Raw genomic sequence first — 19,633 nt, 5'->3', positions numbered from 1 at the left:
AATCTTGTGAAACTAAACCAGATTATAGTTAGACATATAAAAATGCCTATGAAAGCACCGTTTACAACGAGTTTTGGCACAATAGATGAAAAAGAACTCTTACTTATAGAAGCGATAGATCAGTCAGGAACTGTAGGATGGGGAGAAGCTGTGGCCTTTGTAGCGCCTTGGTATACAGAGGAGACATTAAAAACAACATGGCATATGCTTGAAGACTTCTTAATCCCTATCTTGTTACATAAAGAGATTGGGCATCCAGATGAAGTTAGTGCTTTGTTCTCCTCTATTCGTCGTAATTGCATGGCGAAGTCCTCTATTGAAGGGGCTATATGGGATATTTACGCTCAACAAACGAAACAATCACTTGCTCAAGCGTTAGGCGGAGATAAGGAGCAAATAGAGGTAGGCGTTAGCGTAGGAATTCAATCTTCCACAGAAGCATTAATGGATTTATTAAAAGGACATGTAAATAAAGGCTATAAACGAGTAAAAGTGAAAATAAAACCTGGTCACGATGTAGAAGTTATTCGAGCTATTCGAGCTGAAATGCCTGATCTGCCATTGATGGTAGATGCTAATTCTGCGTATACATTGAACGATATGGCTGTATTGCAGCAACTTGATGCATTTAATTTATTAATGATTGAGCAGCCATTAGCTGTAGATGATATTGTCGATCATGCAAAGCTACAGCGAAAGTTAAAAACGCCTATTTGCTTAGATGAAAGCATCACCTCTTATGAAGATGCGCGAAAAGCGATAGAGCTAGGTAGTTGTGGTGTTATTAATATAAAAATAGGACGTGTAGGCGGGTTAACAGAAGCAAGAAGAATTCATGATTTATGTAAGGAAAATAATATTCCCGTTTGGTGCGGCGGTATGTTAGAGGCAGGAATCGGACGAGCACATAATATTGCATTAACGTCGCTCTCTAATTTTGTGCTGCCTGGGGATACTGCAGGCTCTAGTCATTATTGGTATGAGGATATCATTACACCTGAAGTAGTTGTAGAGGATGGGTATATTCGTGTGCCACAAACGGCCGGAATTGGATATACACTTAATATGAAAGTAATTGATAAGCTAACAATCAGTAAGAAAGTCTATCAATAATAGGCTCATCAGCAAATGTTGTGGATGACTTTTGGGAAAACGTCTACTATGTAAATAAGTTGACTGGAGTGGAGGCAGGGCGACTCCTTAGGGATTAGCGATAGAGGAACGAAGGGTAAAACCATCACGCCCTGTGATAACGCCTTCGTGACCAACATCGTGCTGCTGCCGCTACGTTAGCACTACGCTTTCGCGCAAAAAACATCTGTTGGCCCAAGCGGCTCATCGGACGCCCCCAGGAAGCTCTGCTCTGTGCAAAAGCGTAGCGACAGCAACAACAAATGTTTTCTGCGCGAAAGCGAAGCGGCAGCGATAAAAGCGCCCAGCCGGAACGGAAATCAACCATACGTTTTGGTGATGATCCCAATAATAGGATAAACAGGGAGAGAACTGATTGAAAAAAAGTTTGCAAATCGGTGGTGCCTATGTAGGAATTATCGTCGGTGCGGGATTTGCATCAGGGCAGGAAATCGTACTATATTTTACGAGCTATGGCTTTCAAGGAATTTATGGTGCACTTATTGCTACATTTGGTTTTGCTTTAGTAGGAATGTGCATTGCTCAAATTAGCTCAAGACTACGTACGACATCGCACAAGGATTTAATTTATCAAATTTCAGGTGATGCTGTAGGTTTGGTGATGGATTATTTACTGTCGCTCTTCTTATTCGGCGTAGCAGTAATCATGTTTGCAGGAGCGGGTGCTACGTTACATCAAATGTTTGGACTACCAGTTTGGCTGGGGAGCATTTGTATGATTGTACTTACTATAGCGACAGTTATGATGAATGTGAAGAGCATCATAAACGTTATTGCAATTGCTACACCCTACCTGCTAGCAATTGTCTCGATAATAGCAATCTATTCATTAGCTACGATGGATTTAACCTTTGTCGAACAAGCTGTTATTGCACAACAAGCACAGGTAAGTTCTAACAGCTGGTGGGTTACTGCTTTACTGTATTTGTCTTTTAATATCGGTGTATGTTTTTCGCTTTTAACTGTTATGTGTGGGTCTATTCGCAATGAAAAAGTGGCGGGGCTGGGAGGTATTATTGGTGGAATTTTGCTTGGAGCTTTAATTCTACTTATTAACCTGTCTCTTCTTGCAAAAATGAATGTAATCGTTGGCATTGATATACCAATGCTAGCTTTGGCAAATGAAATTCATCCTCTGATTGGTCTATTGATGTCCTTTTCCTTATTAGGGATGATTTATAATACAGCAGTGGGGATGTTCTATTCATTTATGGTGAGATTTTTAAAACCTAATAAAGCTAGTTTTAAGGTAACTGCCGTTTTTATCGGTGGTTTGGCCTTTTTAGCAAGTCTTGCTGGTTTTACGACACTTGTAGCCAAGCTATATGCTGTGATGGGATATGTCGGTTTGGTGTTAATCGTTTTAATTATTTTTGCGTGGTTAAAAGGCGTTCGACGAATGACTTAACTTCTTTCAGCTGGAGTATCTCACTTCTATAGGTAGTGAGATGAATGTGGTTTTAAGTGACTTTTCCGTGGGTGTCCATACATCCGCTAAAATAGAGGAGCTCAGTCTAAGAACGCCACGTCCTGTGGCAATTTATCTGTAGCGAAAGTAAAGCGTCAGCGGCAAATGTTTTCTGCGCGAAAGCGAAGCGTCAGCGGCAAATGTTTTCTGCGCGAAAGCGAAGCGTCAGCGGCAATTATGCCGAGGCATAATTGATTTGATAAGGTAATTGAGAAGAAATCAGTATTTTATTCTCAATTACTTTTTTATTTATGTGAAAAATGTAGAAATTTTTATCTTCATAAATAACACTAAATGTAAATATTCCGTTGAGAATGCTCATTTTTTAATGATTATCAAATAAAACGAGAATAATTCTCAATTGAAGGTTGACTGAGAATGGAAACACGCTTATAATGAGAATCGTGAGTAATGATAATCATTTTCAATGAGTGTTGCGAGCAAAAATGAATCTACCGGGGATTACAATGAAAAAAAGATATCTTTTAACAGCAACTGTTGTGCTGTCTATAGTTTCACTATTTATCGGAGTCGTTGATATAAAACCGAGTGATCTATTAGACTTCGAATCAGAAGAAACTAGACTATTTTTTATTAGTCGTATACCGAGACTTGTAGCAATTTTGTTAGCAGGTGCAGGTATGAGTATTGCTGGTTTAATTATGCAAAGCTTAAGTAGGAATAAGTTCGTGTCACCAACGACAGCAGGTACGTTAGATGCTACAAAGTTGGGGGTACTAATTTCGATGATGTTTTTCACAAATGTCACGTACTTTCAAAAAATTTCCTTCGCTTTCATATTTGCTTTAGCCGGCACATTATTGTTTATGCAAATATTAAATCGAATAAAGTTTAAAGATGCGATCTTTATACCGCTTATTGGCTTAATGTTTGGGAATATCCTTTCATCAATTACAACGTTCTTTGCGTATAAGGCGGATATTATCCAAAACATTTCTGCATGGTTACAGGGAGATTTCTCATTAATGATGAAAGGTCGTTATGAGCTTTTATACATAAGTGTACCCGTGCTGATTTTAGCTTACATTTATGCGAACCGCTTCACAGTGGCAGGAATGGGTGAGGATTTTGCAAAAAATCTTGGTCTTTCCTATAAATTCGTTGTGAATTTAGGTTTAGTGTTAGTAGCACTTATTTCGACGACGGTGGTGCTAACAGTTGGTGTGATACCGTTCCTTGGTTTAATCATTCCAAATATTATTTCGCTGTTCAAAGGGGATAATCTTGCTAAGACATTGCCACATACAGCATTGCTAGGTATGTCGTTCTTGTTATTCTGCGACATTGTAGGGCGTGTACTGATTTTCCCTTATGAAATTCCGATTAGTATGACTGTAGGTGTCATCGGAAGTGCAATCTTCCTAATTATGTTGTTTAGGGGGAAGGCATATGCGTAACCGTACAAAAATGTTGATTTTACTAGGTTTGGCTATAGCATCTATTTTACTATATGTATTTTATGAACTTAATGGTAACTATCATTATGCGTTCCCTCGTCGCCTTATTAAAGTGGTAGCGATGTCGTTAACAGGGATTGCGATTGCTTATTCAACGGTAGTCTTCCAAACGATTACACATAACCGTATTTTAACGCCGAGTGTAATGGGACTTGATGCATTATATATGATGGTTCAAACGTTCATATATTTCTTCTTTGGCTCTATGTCGATATTCGTTATTAATGCCAAATACAATTTCTTACTAGCTGTTTTAGCTATGGTTGTATTTGCGGTGATTTTTTATCGCGTATTGTTCAAGGAAGGAAAACGTCCGATTTATTTCTTGCTGCTTGTCGGTATGATTGTCGGAACATTTTTAGGAAGCGTAACGACGTTCTTCCAAGTGTTAATAGACCCGAATGAATTTTTAAGCTTACAAAGTAAAATGTTTGCAAGCTTCAACAATGTCAATTCGGATTTAGTCTGGCTGGCAGGTGTTGTCATAATCATTACCTTTATTTACGGCTGGCGTCATATGAACCAATTAGATGTCATGTCTCTTGGTCGTGATACAGCAATTAACCTAGGGGTGCCGTATGACAAGCTTGTACAGCGAATGCTCATATTATCTTCAGTATTAATTGCCGTTTCTACAGCTCTAGTTGGGCCTATTACGTTCTTTGGCTTAATCGTGGCAAATTTATCGTATCAATTTTTCAAGACGTACAAGCACTCTGTGATAATCGCAGGTTCTTGTGTAATGAGTATTGTAGCTCTAGTCGGTGGACAGTGGATGGTCGAACGTATTTTTAATTTCGATACAACACTAAGCGTTATTATAAACTTCGTAGGTGGCGTGTACTTCATCTACTTATTATTGAAGGAAAGTAGGTCAGCAGGATGATCCAAGTAAAAGAACTCTCCAAGTATTTTGGGAAAAAACCGGTCATTCAAGATGTCAGTGTCGACGTTGCTCCAGGGAAAATAACGTCTTTTATTGGACCGAATGGTGCAGGTAAATCAACATTGCTTTCAATGGTAAGCCGTTTACTTAATGCAGACACTGGGGAAGTATTACTCGATAAATCAGATGTACGTCGTTGGAAATCAGACGAATTTGCTAAGCGAGTATCCATTTTAAAACAGTCAAACTATATGAATGTACGCCTAACAATTCGTGAGCTTGTTTCATTTGGGCGTTTCCCTTATTCGAAAGGAAATTTAAAGCCTGAGGATGAGCTAAAAATAGATGAAGCAATTCAATATATGAATTTAGATGATATTCAGCATAATTATTTGGATGAATTATCGGGCGGTCAACGTCAACGTGCATTTATCGCTATGGTTATTGCACAGGACACAGACTATATTTTGCTGGATGAGCCGCTAAACAATTTAGACATGAAGCATTCTGTGCAAATCATGAAAATTTTGCGTAAGCTCGTTGATGAGTTAGGGAAAACAGTTGTCATCGTATTACACGATATTAACTTCGCTTCCGTATACTCGGATCATATTGTTGCATTAAAAAATGGCCGTGTAGTTAAAGATGGTCCAACAAATGACATCATCAACTCTGATGCGCTTAAGGAAATCTATGATATGGATATCCCTGTGCAAGAACAGAATGGCTGTCGCATTTGCGTTTATTTTAACTCTTAGTATAGTAAAGATGGAATCGCCATCTATTAACTATAAAATAAATTTAAAGGAGCAATTTTACAATGAAGAATTGGAAATTACTTACTGTATTAATGGCGATGATGCTATTAGTATTAGCTGCTTGCGGTTCTAAGGAAGAAGCAAAAGAAGAAAATAAAGGATCTTCAACTGACAAAAAGCCTGCTGAAGAGCAAAAGGAAGAAGCAACATCTTACCCACTAACAATCCCAGCTATCAAAGATGGTGAAGAGACTTTTAAAGAAGTAACGCTTGATAAAAAGCCTGAAAATGTTGTTGTATTTGACTATGGTTTCCTTGATACTTTAGATGCTTTAGGTGTTAAAGTTGCAGGTGTTCCACAAAAATCAGTTCCAAAATATTTAAGCAAATATTCTGGTAAAGATTATGTAAATGTTGGTGGTTTAAAAGAGCCTGATTTTGAAGCAATCTCTTCTATGAATCCAGACATTATTTTCATTTCTGGTCGTCAAGCATCTGCTTACGATGAATTATCTAAAATCGCGCCAACTGTATTTGTAGGTGTAGATGATCAAAACTTTATGGAATCATTCAAAGAAAAAACTGAATTAGCTGGTAAGATTTTTGGTAAAGAAAAAGAAGCTGCTGATGCATTTGCTGCATACGAAGCAAAAGTAGAAGAAGTTAAAGCTAAAACAGCTTCAGCTAAAGAAAAAGCTTTAATCGTTCTAGGTTCTGAAGGTTCATTATCTGCTTATGGTCCTGGTTCACGCTTCGGTGTTATCCATGATGTATACGGTGTGAAACCTGCTGATGAAAAAATTGAAGTTTCTACACACGGTGCTAACGCATCATTTGAATATGTACGTGATACAAACCCAGATATTTTATTCGTAGTTGACCGTGATGCTGCTGTAAATCCAGAAGGTGAGTCTGGTACAAAAGCTGCAATTGAAAACGAAATCGTTAGTGCTACTAACGCTGCGAAGAACGGTAAAATCGTTTATTTAGATCCACAAGTTTGGTATTTATCTGGTGGCGGTTTAACTTCTGAAACTCAAAAAGTTGAAGATGTTCTAAAGGTGTTTAAATAATATGTTTGTACAAATTAAACGTATTGTCGTAACGGAAGGGAATTCGGATAAAGTCGTTGAGCGTTTTGGTGCCAAAAAAGATGGTCCATCATTGCTTGAACAACAGCCGGGCTTTGTTGATAAACAAGTACTTGTAAAAAAAGTACGACGTGGTGATGAGGAAGTGTTAATTGTGGTTCGATGGGAATCAGAAGAAGCATGGAAAAATTGGGAGAAGAGTCCTGAACATATTGCTGGTCATAGAGCAAGTGCTGGTAAACCGAAGCCTGATCATATCATCGAAAGCGGCCAAGAAGTTTATTATGTAAAAGGTTAATAATTTAGAGGTGTCTCAAAGTTCATTTGAGGCACCTTTTTTATAAGTAAGACTAGAATCATTGCATTGTCCGATAGAAATGCAATGATAGATCGTCAAAGTGGAGGATAGAGGAGCGAAGGTAGCGGATAGAGAGACGGAAAGAACCGCCAGAGCGACGGAAAAAGCCATCGATGCGACCTAATAGAACTATTAAAATGGCAGAACAATATTAAGGAAGAAGGGCTTGGCACATATTTATACCTGTGCCAAACCCAGTGTCTAGTATTAATGTTTAATGGATGCGCTATTCCTTGCATTAGATGCCGTAGTAATATTAAAGGAAATACCACTTTCACTAATGGAAAGCCCAGTAAAATTGGCAGTCGATTGTTCGGAAACGCAATTTGCTTCCTTTACAGTAGTAAATTTTCCTAAAGAGGACATCTCCATCTCCATCTCCAATTGTGAATTATGGAGATAAACAGGTAAGCCGACTGTTTCTCCGATTTTAACAGCATTTCCAATAGAAGAAGTGCTAGGGCAATTGCCTCTTGCATTTATAATACTAAAGTTTGGTGACGTATAGATTATAGGTGCATGTATGTTTAGTCCAGAGGTGAATGGACTTATTAAAGGCAACATAGGCAGACTTTCTTCAGATACTCTTATAATTCCATATTGTTCAATAAAACTGTCTAGCTTTTGCTGAAAAGTATCCTCAAATCCAGGAATATTGCAAATAAAATCTGAAAATGTAGATTTGCTTTTATACTCTGCTAATGTTTTTTGAAAAGCCTGTTGCTCAGCATCTATAATTATTTGCTCAATATATTGCTGCTCTTTCGAAGGTTTTTTAATGGTGATTTCTTCTTCAGATACAAAAATTACGCAAGAGAAATTAGCTGTAAGTATTAAAACTTTTTCATTTACTTCATTTTTCATTTCAATCACTCCCAGTGTTTCGAGAATTTCCTTGTAAATAGATTTAAATGATTCCTATATGAAATGGCTCATCACGATAACGTAGAAGGATTTTCATTCCGAATGGGTGTTTAGTGTGACTTCAATTCCAAGAAGTCGCACGGCAATCTCTTTTTCTAATTTTCAGCGATGAACCTTGTAACTTTGAATTAATCAAAGATTAGTATATAAACAAAATACAAATTTATCTTAGCCTATTTAAGCGTATCACCAGTGTGGACGCCATTTCAATGGTGAGTTTACGCCAAAAAAATGGCGGTCAATAATATATCACCGCCACTTGTTTTACTACTTCTTAATAAAAAATTGGCGTGCCTACGATAAATACCGCCACTTTTTGGCGGTATTTTCGTTTGAGTTTTATTGTAAAATATTTCCTTATTAATTTGCTGTCTAGTATTATTTCCCATTAATCTGTATACTATTTAATAACATACTTAAGGGAGGAGAGGACTATTGCAGGGGCTTGACGAACAAATTAATAAATCATTGGACAATCTAATTGAGAACGAGGCATTGATAGGTCATGAACTACGATCAATGCTAAAAGTTTTTAAGGAAGAAAAGAAGGCGGTTGGCTATTCCTTTGGTAAGCTATGTTATTGGCATTATAAAGCATTTACAGATTGCTTAAACGAGGACATCTATAAAGTTGCCGCAGCTATCGAACTTTTAATTTTATCTTTTGATATTATCGATGATTTGCAGGACAAGGATTCAGATTACAGTTGGACTAAAACGCCTGAACTATCATTAAATGCTGCTTTAGCTATGCTAGTTATGGCTTCTAGAACTATACGTGAGACTTCCTTTGAACACAAAAATACTGCTATTCAAATATTAGAGGATTATGCATTACGAAGTATAAACGGTCAGCAACTAGACTTACTTAATACTTGTAGGGATGAGCAATCATATTTACAAATGATTGAACAAAAGTCGGGTTCTTTAACAGCAATGGGTTGCTTGATTGGTGAAGTACTTGCAAAAGGAGTGACATCTTCCGAAGTTGAGGAGTATGGGAAATACATAGGTATTATCCAACAAATTAAAAACGATATTCAAAGTTTAAAAACTTGGGGACCTAAAAATGACTTGCTAAATAAAAGATACTCTTTGCCTATTATTTATCTTTTAGCACAGAAAAATGATGTTTCAAAGTCTATTGTAAACTATTATAATGATGATATAGCTACAATTTTGGATAATAATGCTACGGAAAATGAGTTGACAAACGGTGGTGCAATACGTTATGCAATTACTATTAAAAATGTATTCAAGTTTAAAGCATTAAATACTCTTGAAAATGTAGCTATAAATGAAGTAGGTAAAGACTACTTAAAAAAACTAATGAAATAAGGAGAGATATGTATGATGAATGTAATTCAATATCTAGAAAAAAATCCAGATCTAGTTGGGCTATTAATAGCACAAAAAGCTTCATTGATTGGAATTTCGCCTATAGAACAAAAGGCAATTTTAGATGCGTTTAGTAGTGAAGTAGAGTTAAAAAGTGAAGCTTGGGAATAAATTTTTTGAGTAAAAAGTTGTTTTGGCCCACTATAATGCTCTATTTAGTGATTGGTATTTATCTGAATTGTATGAATTATAGTGGGCCGTTATTAGACATTGGGGTAGAAAAAGAGAATGGCAAGTGGGTAGTAACGCAACCTTATTATGAAGACTGGACAGGGTGGAAGAACATTTCTTCATCTGATGTTATTTTAAAAGTAGATGATGTGCCAATGGATCATCTAAATCAGGTGAAATATAAATCTAAAATAGTAGCTGCTAATAAAATAACCATAATGAAGCCTAATGGTGAAACAAAAGACATACATATCAAACTATTGGATGTTCCATCTAAATTTTACAATATATTACTATTTCCGGCTTGTTATTTTTTATTAACTCTATTTATTACTATCTATCTACATTTTAATCAAAAGAACACAAAGCTTACTAACTTACTTATTCTTTTTATGTTAACGGTTTCATTAGCTTATGTAAGTAGTGGAGTAGCTAGTAGATTAAATGGAATTGGGATAATAGTAAATCGTAGTAGTATGGTATTATGTTTGGTCATACTTTTACATTTTTTAAGAGATTATTATTCATTTATAAAAACAAATTGGGTGTTTACAAACAATATCAAATTCTTTTATATATTCCCTGTAATCTCTTTTTTACTGGGCTGTATTAGTATTTTCTATCCTGCTTCGTATTATTTTTTTGCTAATGTAGTATTAGTCCTTTTCTTCATTCTCCTTATTACTATACTTGGTATATTATTGCTAAGCTATTTCAAATATAAATCACCTCAGTTGAAAATATTGTTAATCAGTATATTAATACCGTTTCTGCCATTTCTTTTTTTATATTCACTCCCTAAAATCTTTTTTGGTAAGTATATTCTTTCAGGTGAAGTCAGCTCTTTATTTTTATTGCTTATTCCTTTTAGCTTTATCTTTACGCAGTTAGCAGATCGGCTATTTGATATCGAATATCATATTACTAGGTTACGTTATTATGTAATTTTTTCATTGCTATTTACTTTGTGGTTTATGATTGGGCTGTATTGGATTGCAGGAAAATATTTAACGACGACTGTAATATCAGGTGTTTCATTTTTTACCTTTACATCGTTAGTTATTCTTTTTTACATAAAAGAGAAGGTCGATTACCGAAAACGAAAAATCTTATTTTCTACAAAAGGGGACTATATACATCAGTTATATACAGCTGTAGATAAGATTGGTAAAACAATAAGAATAGATAATCTACTAGAGAAATTTGTTCAAGAAGTTTCTTTACATCTTGAGCTCGAACATGTATTTGTCTTAACTTATGACTATGACAAAAAGCAATTTATATCAAAAGTTGAGGGCAGTCTTCCGATTAATCCGATGTTAATGGAAGATTTAAAATTAGGGGAAATTAAAAAATTCGACCAAGTCTATCTAGCATTCCTCCATCAAGATGCTCATTATAAAAGAGCCTTAGTATTGCGACATAATAATTCGATTCATTTAAAAGATGAAGAGCTTCTATGGCTTGAATTGCTCTTATTATATGTAAACAATTTTATTGAAAATACAAAGATGGTAGAAGAACTGTTAGAGGAATTAAAGCATATGAGGCAAGCAGATGATAGTCAAGTGCCTTGGCTAAACAAGTTATTATGGTTAAGGTTTGAAGAGGAAAAATATCAATTAGCTCAAGAATTACATGATACAAATTTGCAAGAGCAACTTCATATTGCCAGGGAGGTTGATGCCCTAGTCAATGCGAAGGATACAGCAGATACTCAGCGAAAACTTGCAAAAATTCATAGACAGATGGTTACATCTTTACATGATTTAAGAGCTTATTGTGAAAACTTGAAGCCCCCATTATTAGATACACTAGGGTTAAATGCTGCATTAGAAAAGCTAATTCGCAAAGTAATAGAAAGATCTAGTTTTGTGTTAATTTATACGATCGATCGTCTTTATTTAGAGGATGAGCGTATGAATTTAATGATTTATCGATTGTTTCAAGAATTACTCAACAATGCTTTAAAACATTCCTATGCAACAACAGTTGAAATTCATTTGAAGGAAATGGACAATGGTTTTGAAATCATCTATAAGGATGATGGTGTAGGTTGTAATATTGAAGATATTATTATCGCAGATTCGATGGGAATTCAAGGTATGCAAGAGCGTGTAAAGGCCTTTAACGGGCAGTTTTACATCGATACGCAGGCTAATGAAGGAATGTCTATTAGAATTACAGTAAAAGAAGGGAGTGATACACTTGATTACGATGCTCATAGTGGATGATCACCCTATTGTATTAGAGGGAACAAAAAATTTATTTCAAGAAAATGAAGATATTATAGTTGATACAGAGAGTGATGCAACTCATGTCATTCAGAGAATTAAAAACAAACCATATGATATCTACTTAATTGATATAAATATGCCGTTAGAAAATGGTATTAATTTAGGACGGAACATTAAAGCTATCCAGTCAAATGCTTCAATTATCCTTTATACTGGTGATGATATTACTGATTATTATCCACTTATTTTAGAACGGAAAATAGAAGGTATTTTAGCTAAAACAGCATCTAAGGAACAAATTTTGCGAACTGTTCGGGCCATTGCAAATGGAGAAATTGTTTTACCTCAAAATTTCTTGGATTTTCTCGATAATAAGTTTAAATTGCAAGATGCAAAACTCGATATTCATTTAAATGAAAAAGAGAAGAAAATTTTAAGACTAATTGCAGAAGGACATACGAATAAAGCGATTGCTATAGAGTTAAATATACCTCAGCGAACAACTGAAAGATATTTAACTCAGCTGTTTTCTTTATTGAATGTAGATTCTCGGACAGAGGCAGTAAATCTTGCAGAAAGAATGAATTTACTATAAATTGTCTGTATGCTATACTTATTTTCATTGGTATATTTTTCTATAAAAAGGGAGAGTTTAGGTTGTTTGTAATACCATATTTTTACTTAGTTAATTATACCTAAATTCCGATTCTAAATACCTATAATTTTCGTGTAGCACCGCCAAAATTTGGCGGTGTTTTTTGTATGTCCGCCAAATCACGCCAAAAATCGGGGCAAAGACCGCCAAAAAATTGGCGTAAACCCAACATTGAAATGTCGGTGTAAGTACTGGTACGCTTAAGTTAATCGTGGTTAAGTAGATTTGCTATAGTAAGTATTACTATATAAGATTTCGATTAAAATAAGAGCCTGACTATCTATGAATAAAGTAGAGATTGTAGATTTTTTTAAAGTTACTAGCTAGTCAACATACTTCACCATAAAACTTTATATAAAGGTAGGCGTGTATTTTGAAAGTAGAACTTGAAAATTTATTTTCTATAGATGAATCTAGTCAAGATCAAGTCATTAAAGTTTATAATCGTTATGGTATTTTTATCGGTGCACCTGAAATAAGAAAAAGAAAATTAAAGGCATCATTCAATCCTATTTTTACATTAAATGAAGATGTCACATATGAACATGTAGCAGCATTATATAAATCATTGGAACACGAATTAGGGATTGTTTCAATCGGAGAACGTTTTTACTTTGACTTTTCAGATTACGAATATGAGCAAGCACCATTGTTCACATTAAACTCAACAGGTAACTCACCTGATATGTTTATAGATGATAAAGGGACTTTATTTTCTATAAGCACCCATTGCCAGCATTGCGGACTAATGGAAAAAGAGCAGCTTTCTCCATTAGTGATAGATACAACAGAAATGAAAGACCGCCATCTAGTTCATGTAAGCGGATATTGGGTTGCTTCACAGGAATTAGTGAATTTAATGAAGCAAGAGGATATTAAAGGCTATGAACTTTTAGAGGTTATTCATCAGGGACCGGAAGAAGGGAAGCAAAAAGCTTTTCAAATTTTTCCGACACAAGTATTACCAGAATGCAGCACTGAAAGAGTTAAATTGTATTTTGCGACAGAACAACCGCCATGTCGTTGCGGATTAAGTGGAGTAATCAATGGTCCGGATATTTATAAGCGTAAAGATTTAACTAATATAAAAAATGATGTATTCTTCTCGGCAGAATGGAGCCATGACGGAAGATATTTATATCGAAAAACTTTGTTCAGTAGAAAGTTTAGAGAATTAATTATTAAAAACAATATATCTCGTGAGGTAAGAGGAGAGAAGGATGAAAACTTCGGGCCAAAGGATTGGTTATTCGATCCAGTACTATTAAAATAATTCAGACTGAAGATGAGGAAGTGTATATTTTGTTTAGAAAAATAGTACCTATCGTCGCAATTTTATTTATCGTTGCATTAGCTTTTTCAAATTATTTTAATAAAGCAGAAGTAAAAACATTTGTCATTCCCCAGGAAAGAGGGGGCACATTGGGTTAGTCTCCACCAATCCAGCATTTACGGGGAAATAACCTTGTGCTTAACTTTACGTTGGGAGTTTTACACGGGATAAAAAGCAAATTCACCTCTAACTGATTTAAATATGATATGATGTGAAAAATATAGCAGCATATAGTTTTGAGGTGGAGTATTATATGAAAAAATGGGCTTATCCTTTAGCGATATTAACGCTCATTATCTTTTTTGTGCTACGAGTTACTTTTCAAAGTAAATTAATCAATACTTTTGATACAAAAATGGCTGATTTATTTTTCGGTAATCGTTTTATAGAATTTTTTCACTATATAGGTGAGCCAGCATTTGTGGTAACTGTAGCTATAGTATTAATAGTGTATTTAGCATGGAAGGTAAAAAATAATCGAGGTATATTATTTGTTTTGTTAACAATTGCAGGTGGGAATGTACTTAATCAATTATTGAAAAAATGGGTGCAACGGCCAAGACCTGAGATTGAGGAACAATTAACATCTTATAGCTTTCCTTCTGGACATGCTATGACCGGTATCTTGTATTTATTTACAGTAGCCTATATTTTTTCGGAGAACAATAGCAAGGGACGTAAGACATTGCTTTGGTTTGGAGCAATTGTTCTAACTGTACTTATTGGTTTGTCTCGAATTGCTGGAGCCCGTCATTTTGCTTCAGATGTATTGGCCGGATGGAGTATGGGTTATACGTGGTTTATCATTTGTGTAATTTGGTATGAACGTCGAAAGAGATTTTTTAAGGCGAAAAATAAACGATGAATTTAGAAAGGGAGCCATCTAATTGAAGATGGCTCCCTTTGTTATGTAGAAATAAGGGCGGCACTTCTAAACATACCGCCATCATTTCACTAAGAGTTGCAATTACATTGAAACAGCCGTTTCTGCATCCATAAGCTTTTTTACGACTTCTAAGCAATCATAGAAAGTTTCAAAGGACTCATAAGGAAGATGGAGGTCTTTACAGCGTTTAATAAGATGATCCCTAGCAAGTACTAAATCTGCCTGTTTTGCTGCCTCAAAATCAGAAAGTGAATCGCCAATCACGATTTTAAAATGATTACTCTCTGTAACTTTTCGCATAACGCTTGGCTTGCAGCAACCACAACCCTGTGTCTCAAATTTCGCACATTCTTCATCACAGCTATTTGGAAAGATGAGCTTAATGTGTTGTCCGGAAAAATCAGCGCTGTTACAATATATACCAGAAAATGGACCGTATTTTTTTAATAGTGGCTCAATGAAAAAATCGACACCCCCACTAACAATATAAAACGGAATATGTTTCTCTTGTGCAAAACGAACGAAATCGCCGAAGCCCTCACGTACAATAGCCGTATCCAATAAATATTGGATCACAGCATCCTTTTGTTTAGTTGATAATAGTTCGAACATTGCTGAAACGCCATCTTTAAAAGTTATAGTTTGTTCCATCATTGCTTTAGCAATTTTCTCAGATTCCTCTGGAACGAATTGAGTCATTAGTGAGACGATATTATCTGTTTCTGTTATAGTGCCATCGAAATCACAGAAAATAATTGGTTTCAAGCTACTTCCCCCTTCAAAAAAAAACGTCTACTTTTGCAGTAGACGTCTTTTTACCTTTACACCATTTTCATCGGCTTTTGTTAAGATAATTTGATGCTCTGAAAATTGATTTTTCATGGCATTTACGAAATCTTGCGCAATAGCAGTAGGAATGATGGAAATCAGCGTTGGTCCCGCACCGCTTAAAGCCGTTCCAAATGCTCCATTAGCCTTTGCGGCCGCATGAATTTCTTTATATTGTGGAATTAGATTGGCACGGAAGGGTTCATGGAATAAATCAACTTCCATATAACGACCTGCGCGTTTAAAATCACGGATCATTAATGATGCTGCTAGCATATTAGCATTTGCAGAGGCACGCACTGCATATGCACGGTCAAATTGTTCTGGTAAAACAGACCGAGATTCGCTTGTTTTTAGTTCGACATCGGGCACGTACACAACAAAGGAAGCATCGATATCATTGACATGAAATGTATCAACAATGCCATTTTCATCCATTGAGGAAATTGTTAATCCTCCTAATACTGAGGCCGTTGCATTGTCTGGATGTCCTTCGATTTGTGAGGATAAATTGAGTTTATCCTGTACAGTTAAGCCTAGGTCACAGACTTGGTTAGCTAGTTCAATTCCTGCAACGATGACTGCTGCACTACTCCCTAAACCACGAGCTAAAGGAAGCTCACTTGCCATTTCAACACGGCAAGCAGGTAGCTGCTTACTGTATTGATCCGCAATTTTTTTTGCAATCACGTATAGTAAGTGCTCTTCCAGCTCAAACTCTTTAGGACCATTATCATCGAGGTGGATAATTTCCCAACTGTCCTGTAAAGACACGGTTAACTTTAAGTAAAGAGACAAACCAAGTCCTATTGAATCAAAGCCTGGCCCTAGATTGGCTGTGCTCCCAGGAACTGAGATTTCCCACATGTTACTCATAGTACGCCCTCGATGTATTTTCGAATTTCTTCCTCATCGTTTTTAAGTGAGACAACATCTACAGTTGAGACATTCATGGCAGTATCAGGATCTTTCAATCCGTTACCCGTGAAAATCGTCACAACTTTAGAGCCCTTCAGAATCTTGCCATTTTCAACTGATTTAATAACGCCTGCTAACGATGCAGCTGAACCTGGTTCAACGAAAATTCCTTCAGTGCCAGCAATTAATTTGTAAGCAGCTAAAATTTCTTCGTCTGTAACCGAATCAATAATTCCACCGGACTCGTCACGGGCTGCTTCTGCGAATTTCCAGCTTGCAGGATTACCAATACGAATAGCCGTTGCCACTGTCTCAGGATTAGCAATAGGTTCACCGTTTACAATTGCTGCTGCGCCTTCAGCTTCAAAGCCGAACATCTTTGGTAAACCAGAGCCTTTTGCAGCATCGTATTCTTTAAAGCCTTTCCAGTACGCAGTAATGTTACCTGCGTTACCAACAGGGATACAAAGATAATCTGGGGCTGTTCCTAAAGCATCTACAATTTCAAATGATGCCGTTTTTTGCCCCTCAATGCGGTATGGATTCACAGAGTTTACAAGTGCGACTGGAGTTGTTTCACTTACTTGACGAACAATATTTAACGCATCATCAAAATTGCCGTCGATTTCGATAATCTTCGCGCCATACATTGTCGCTTGGGCTAGCTTACCTAGAGCCACTTTCCCTTTAGGGATAACGACTATGGACTGGATTCCAGCACGTGTTGCATAAGCTGCTGCGGCTGCTGATGTGTTACCAGTTGAAGCGCAAATAACACATTTGCTACCATCTTCAATCGCTTTTGCAACGGCAAACACCATACCACGGTCTTTAAAAGAACCGGTTGGATTTGCACCTTCGATTTTTCCATAAAGCTCAATGCCAAGTTTTTTCGATAAATTTACTAAATGTATAAGAGGCGTATTGCCTTCGTTTAAAGTTAGAGCAGGTGTATTTTCTGTTACGGGTAAAAATTGTTTATATTCTTCAATAAGGCCTTTCCACATAACGTTTACGATCTCCTTTTGTTCTTATAGGAAGAACAGTTGTTTTTGTATAAAAGACATTTTAACGCAAATTGCCCCATGTTTTCAATAGCAATTCGGAAATTGTCGAAACAATTCGGTAATTTGAATTTTGCTTGTCACTTTCTTGAAACAACTGTATAGTAAACTTACGATTGTATAGTCAAGTGTAAAGACAGGTGGTTAAAATGACGACAAATACAGTAACAAAGAATAAGTCTCAACAATCTATTTCTCGCAATAAGCTTTTAGGGGTAGCAGGCGTTGGATGGCTTTTCGATGCAATGGATGTAGGAATATTATCATTCGTTATTGCCGCATTAGCAGTTGAGTGGGGATTAACGCCGAGTCAATCGGGCTGGATAGGTAGCATAAACTCAATTGGTATGGCTGTAGGAGCTCTTATTTTCGGAGCGCTTGCCGATAAAGTGGGTCGTAAGCAAATTTTTATGTGGACGCTTGTATTATTTTCGATTGCAAGTGGCCTGTCCGCATTAACAACTACATTAGCTGCTTTTATGGCACTACGCTTTTTAGTAGGTATGGGACTAGGGGGAGAATTGCCAGTCGCATCGACGTTAGTTTCCGAGAGCGTAGAAGCCAAAGAGCGTGGGCGAGTGGTTGTTTTACTGGAAAGTTTCTGGGCGGTGGGCTGGTTAATCGCAGCATTGATTTCGTATTTTGTTATTCCATCATGGGGATGGCGTATAGCTTTATTGTTAACGGCAATTCCAGCAATATATGCAATTTATCTTCGCTGGCACTTACCAGATTCACCACAATTTTCTGTAAAGGCTGAGTCTAAGAAACGTAGTGTTGTGCAAAATATTCGAGAAGTATGGTCAAAAAAATATGTACGTTCGACACTTATGTTATGGGTGCTATGGTTTACGGTTGTTTTCTCGTATTATGGTATGTTTTTATGGCTACCTAGTGTCATGGTTGGTAAAGGCTTTGATATGATTACGAGCTTTAAATATGTTCTCATTATGACGCTTGCACAGCTACCAGGTTATTTTACAGCTGCATGGTTTATAGAAAAATTTGGACGAAAATTTGTACTTGTTTCTTATTTAATTGGTACAGCTGTAAGTGCTTTCATTTTTGGTAATGCCGAAACAATAGTAGTGCTATTAATTTCGGGTATGTTTTTATCATTCTTTAACCTAGGAGCTTGGGGTGCACTTTATGCTTATACACCAGAGCAGTATCCAGCTATTATTCGTGGAACGGGTGTAGGAATGGCGGCGGCTGTTGGGCGCATCGGTGGTATTTTTGGACCTCTGTTAGTAGGCTTTTTGTTAACAGCAGGTTATGATATCGGCTTCATCTTTGCTATTTTTTGCGGAGCGATTATTATCGGTGTTGTCGGGGTAATATTTTTAGGTCAAGAAACGAAACAAATTGAATTAGAATAACAAAAAGAATCATGTCTTGGATGAACCATAGTCCAAGACATTTTTTATAATTTATTACATAAAAATTATGAAATATTAATTTTTATTCAAATATTTTTAAAAATCTGTTAAAATCACAATCAATAAGGTACATCGCTAAAAATGGGATGCATTTTGTTAAAATTTATAGCATGTGGACAAGTTGTCTGAAGTGTATGGTAGGGACTTGGGATTACAATGCTACAAGTGGAAACTCTAAGCGAGCTTCGTTAGGTAAGCGACCAGTCAGGACGAAAATCAACTCTCTAGTTATAGTGATAATTCATCATTAAACTTTGTTAATGAAAATAGAACGATTTTATGTCTTTTTTTTGAACTATCATATTAGCAAGTTGAAGCGTTGAAGATTTTTCGGAAAAGTCATTGTATTCAGAATCTAATCGTGATACTGTATTTTTAACTTATTTCAGCGGGTGTACAAACATCCACTGAAATATAGGAACTAAGTCTAAGAATGCCACGTCCTGTGGCAACGACTGAGTGACCAACTTCATGTTGCTGCCGCTGCGTTAACACTACGCTTTCGCACAGAAAACATTTGTTGGCCTAAAGCCTCCGGCGAATGTCACGGAAACTGGAAAGGAGTTCACAGAGGATGTTAGCCTAAATC

General features: G+C 36.3%; 18 protein-coding genes. 14 read left to right on the top strand and 4 right to left on the bottom strand.

The features are described from left to right. Positions 1-6 precede the first annotated feature (6 nt). From menC to ACFVT8_RS17545, 7 genes are all read left to right on the top strand, one after another. Complete coding sequence (gene menC / locus ACFVT8_RS17575) at positions 7-1,113, top strand: o-succinylbenzoate synthase (protein WP_387084312.1); 1,107 nt, start codon at positions 7-9, stop codon at positions 1,111-1,113. Between the two features lie 394 nt (positions 1,114-1,507). Next, positions 1,508-2,560 carry a YkvI family membrane protein gene (locus ACFVT8_RS17570; protein ID WP_387084310.1) on the top strand — a complete coding sequence of 351 codons (1,053 nt, stop codon included), beginning with the start codon at positions 1,508-1,510 and terminating at the stop codon, positions 2,558-2,560. A gap of 527 nt (positions 2,561-3,087) precedes the next feature. Beyond that, on the top strand, positions 3,088-4,038 hold the full coding sequence (locus ACFVT8_RS17565; RefSeq protein ID WP_387084308.1) for an ABC transporter permease: 951 nt from the start codon (positions 3,088-3,090) through the stop codon (positions 4,036-4,038). Next, a complete protein-coding gene (locus tag ACFVT8_RS17560) occupies positions 4,031-4,984 on the top strand; it encodes an iron chelate uptake ABC transporter family permease subunit (RefSeq protein ID WP_387084306.1) in 954 nt (317 codons plus the stop codon). Before ACFVT8_RS17565 ends, ACFVT8_RS17560 begins: the two co-directional genes overlap by 8 nt. Next, positions 4,981-5,742 carry an iron ABC transporter ATP-binding protein gene (locus ACFVT8_RS17555; RefSeq protein ID WP_387084305.1) on the top strand — a complete coding sequence of 254 codons (762 nt, stop codon included), beginning with the start codon at positions 4,981-4,983 and terminating at the stop codon, positions 5,740-5,742. The genes ACFVT8_RS17560 and ACFVT8_RS17555 overlap by 4 nt, the downstream gene beginning before the upstream one ends. Positions 5,743-5,804: 62 nt before the next feature. Continuing rightward, positions 5,805-6,815 carry a siderophore ABC transporter substrate-binding protein gene (locus ACFVT8_RS17550; protein ID WP_387084304.1) on the top strand — a complete coding sequence of 337 codons (1,011 nt, stop codon included), beginning with the start codon at positions 5,805-5,807 and terminating at the stop codon, positions 6,813-6,815. A 1-nt stretch (position 6,816) separates the two neighbouring features. Continuing rightward, positions 6,817-7,131, top strand: a complete 315-nt coding sequence (locus tag ACFVT8_RS17545; protein WP_387084302.1) for an antibiotic biosynthesis monooxygenase family protein — start codon at positions 6,817-6,819, stop codon at positions 7,129-7,131. A gap of 267 nt (positions 7,132-7,398) precedes the next feature. Here ACFVT8_RS17545 and ACFVT8_RS17540 read toward each other — a convergent pair whose 3' ends face one another. Beyond that, complete coding sequence (locus ACFVT8_RS17540) at positions 7,399-8,055, bottom strand: hypothetical protein (protein WP_387084300.1); 657 nt, start codon at positions 8,053-8,055, stop codon at positions 7,399-7,401. Between the two features lie 495 nt (positions 8,056-8,550). Here ACFVT8_RS17540 and ACFVT8_RS17535 point away from each other — a divergent pair, with 495 nt between their 5' ends. The 6 genes from ACFVT8_RS17535 to ACFVT8_RS17510 all read left to right on the top strand — a co-directional run bounded on the left by ACFVT8_RS17535 (position 8,551) and on the right by ACFVT8_RS17510 (position 14,774). Beyond that, the gene (locus ACFVT8_RS17535) at positions 8,551-9,453 is read left to right on the top strand and encodes a polyprenyl synthetase family protein (protein ID WP_387084298.1); all 903 of its coding nucleotides are present in this window, start codon (positions 8,551-8,553) and stop codon (positions 9,451-9,453) included. A 12-nt stretch (positions 9,454-9,465) separates the two neighbouring features. Next, positions 9,466-9,624 (top strand): competence pheromone ComX, encoded by a 159-nt coding sequence (gene comX, locus ACFVT8_RS17530; RefSeq protein WP_387084296.1) that lies wholly within the window; start codon positions 9,466-9,468, stop codon positions 9,622-9,624. A 35-nt stretch (positions 9,625-9,659) separates the two neighbouring features. Beyond that, positions 9,660-11,918, top strand: a complete 2,259-nt coding sequence (locus ACFVT8_RS17525; RefSeq protein WP_387084722.1) for a sensor histidine kinase — start codon at positions 9,660-9,662, stop codon at positions 11,916-11,918. After that, on the top strand, positions 11,902-12,516 hold the full coding sequence (locus ACFVT8_RS17520; protein ID WP_232733125.1) for a response regulator: 615 nt from the start codon (positions 11,902-11,904) through the stop codon (positions 12,514-12,516). Before ACFVT8_RS17525 ends, ACFVT8_RS17520 begins: the two co-directional genes overlap by 17 nt. A 433-nt stretch (positions 12,517-12,949) precedes the next feature. Continuing rightward, positions 12,950-13,849, top strand: a complete 900-nt coding sequence (locus ACFVT8_RS17515) for a hypothetical protein (protein ID WP_387084294.1) — start codon at positions 12,950-12,952, stop codon at positions 13,847-13,849. Between the two features lie 313 nt (positions 13,850-14,162). After that, positions 14,163-14,774, top strand: a complete 612-nt coding sequence (locus tag ACFVT8_RS17510) for a phosphatase PAP2 family protein (RefSeq protein WP_387084292.1) — start codon at positions 14,163-14,165, stop codon at positions 14,772-14,774. A 102-nt stretch (positions 14,775-14,876) separates the two neighbouring features. Here ACFVT8_RS17510 and ACFVT8_RS17505 read toward each other — a convergent pair whose 3' ends face one another. The 3 genes from ACFVT8_RS17505 to thrC are packed head-to-tail and all read right to left on the bottom strand — an operon-like array spanning position 14,877 to position 17,548. Then, the gene (locus tag ACFVT8_RS17505) at positions 14,877-15,560 is read right to left on the bottom strand and encodes an MtnX-like HAD-IB family phosphatase (protein WP_387084290.1); all 684 of its coding nucleotides are present in this window, start codon (positions 15,558-15,560) and stop codon (positions 14,877-14,879) included. Positions 15,561-15,587: 27 nt separating this feature from the next. Further along, entirely contained in the window at positions 15,588-16,499 is a 912-nt protein-coding gene (thrB, locus tag ACFVT8_RS17500; RefSeq protein ID WP_387084288.1) for a homoserine kinase, read from the bottom strand. Further along, a complete protein-coding gene (gene thrC / locus ACFVT8_RS17495) occupies positions 16,496-17,548 on the bottom strand; it encodes a threonine synthase (RefSeq protein ID WP_387084286.1) in 1,053 nt (350 codons plus the stop codon). The genes thrB and thrC overlap by 4 nt, the downstream gene beginning before the upstream one ends. Positions 17,549-17,754: 206 nt before the next feature. On the opposite strand from thrC, the gene ACFVT8_RS17490 reads away from it, so the two are divergent. Further along, a complete protein-coding gene (locus ACFVT8_RS17490) occupies positions 17,755-18,984 on the top strand; it encodes an MFS transporter (protein ID WP_387084284.1) in 1,230 nt (409 codons plus the stop codon). The last annotated feature ends 649 nt before the right edge of the window (positions 18,985-19,633 follow it).

Origin of the sequence: Lysinibacillus sp. NPDC058147, from assembly GCF_042884205.1 — a bacterium.
Classification (GTDB): Bacteria; Bacillota; Bacilli; order Bacillales_A; family Planococcaceae; genus Lysinibacillus.
Note: the sequence above shows the minus strand (reverse complement) of the source record. Positions and strands in the feature narration are given on the sequence as shown.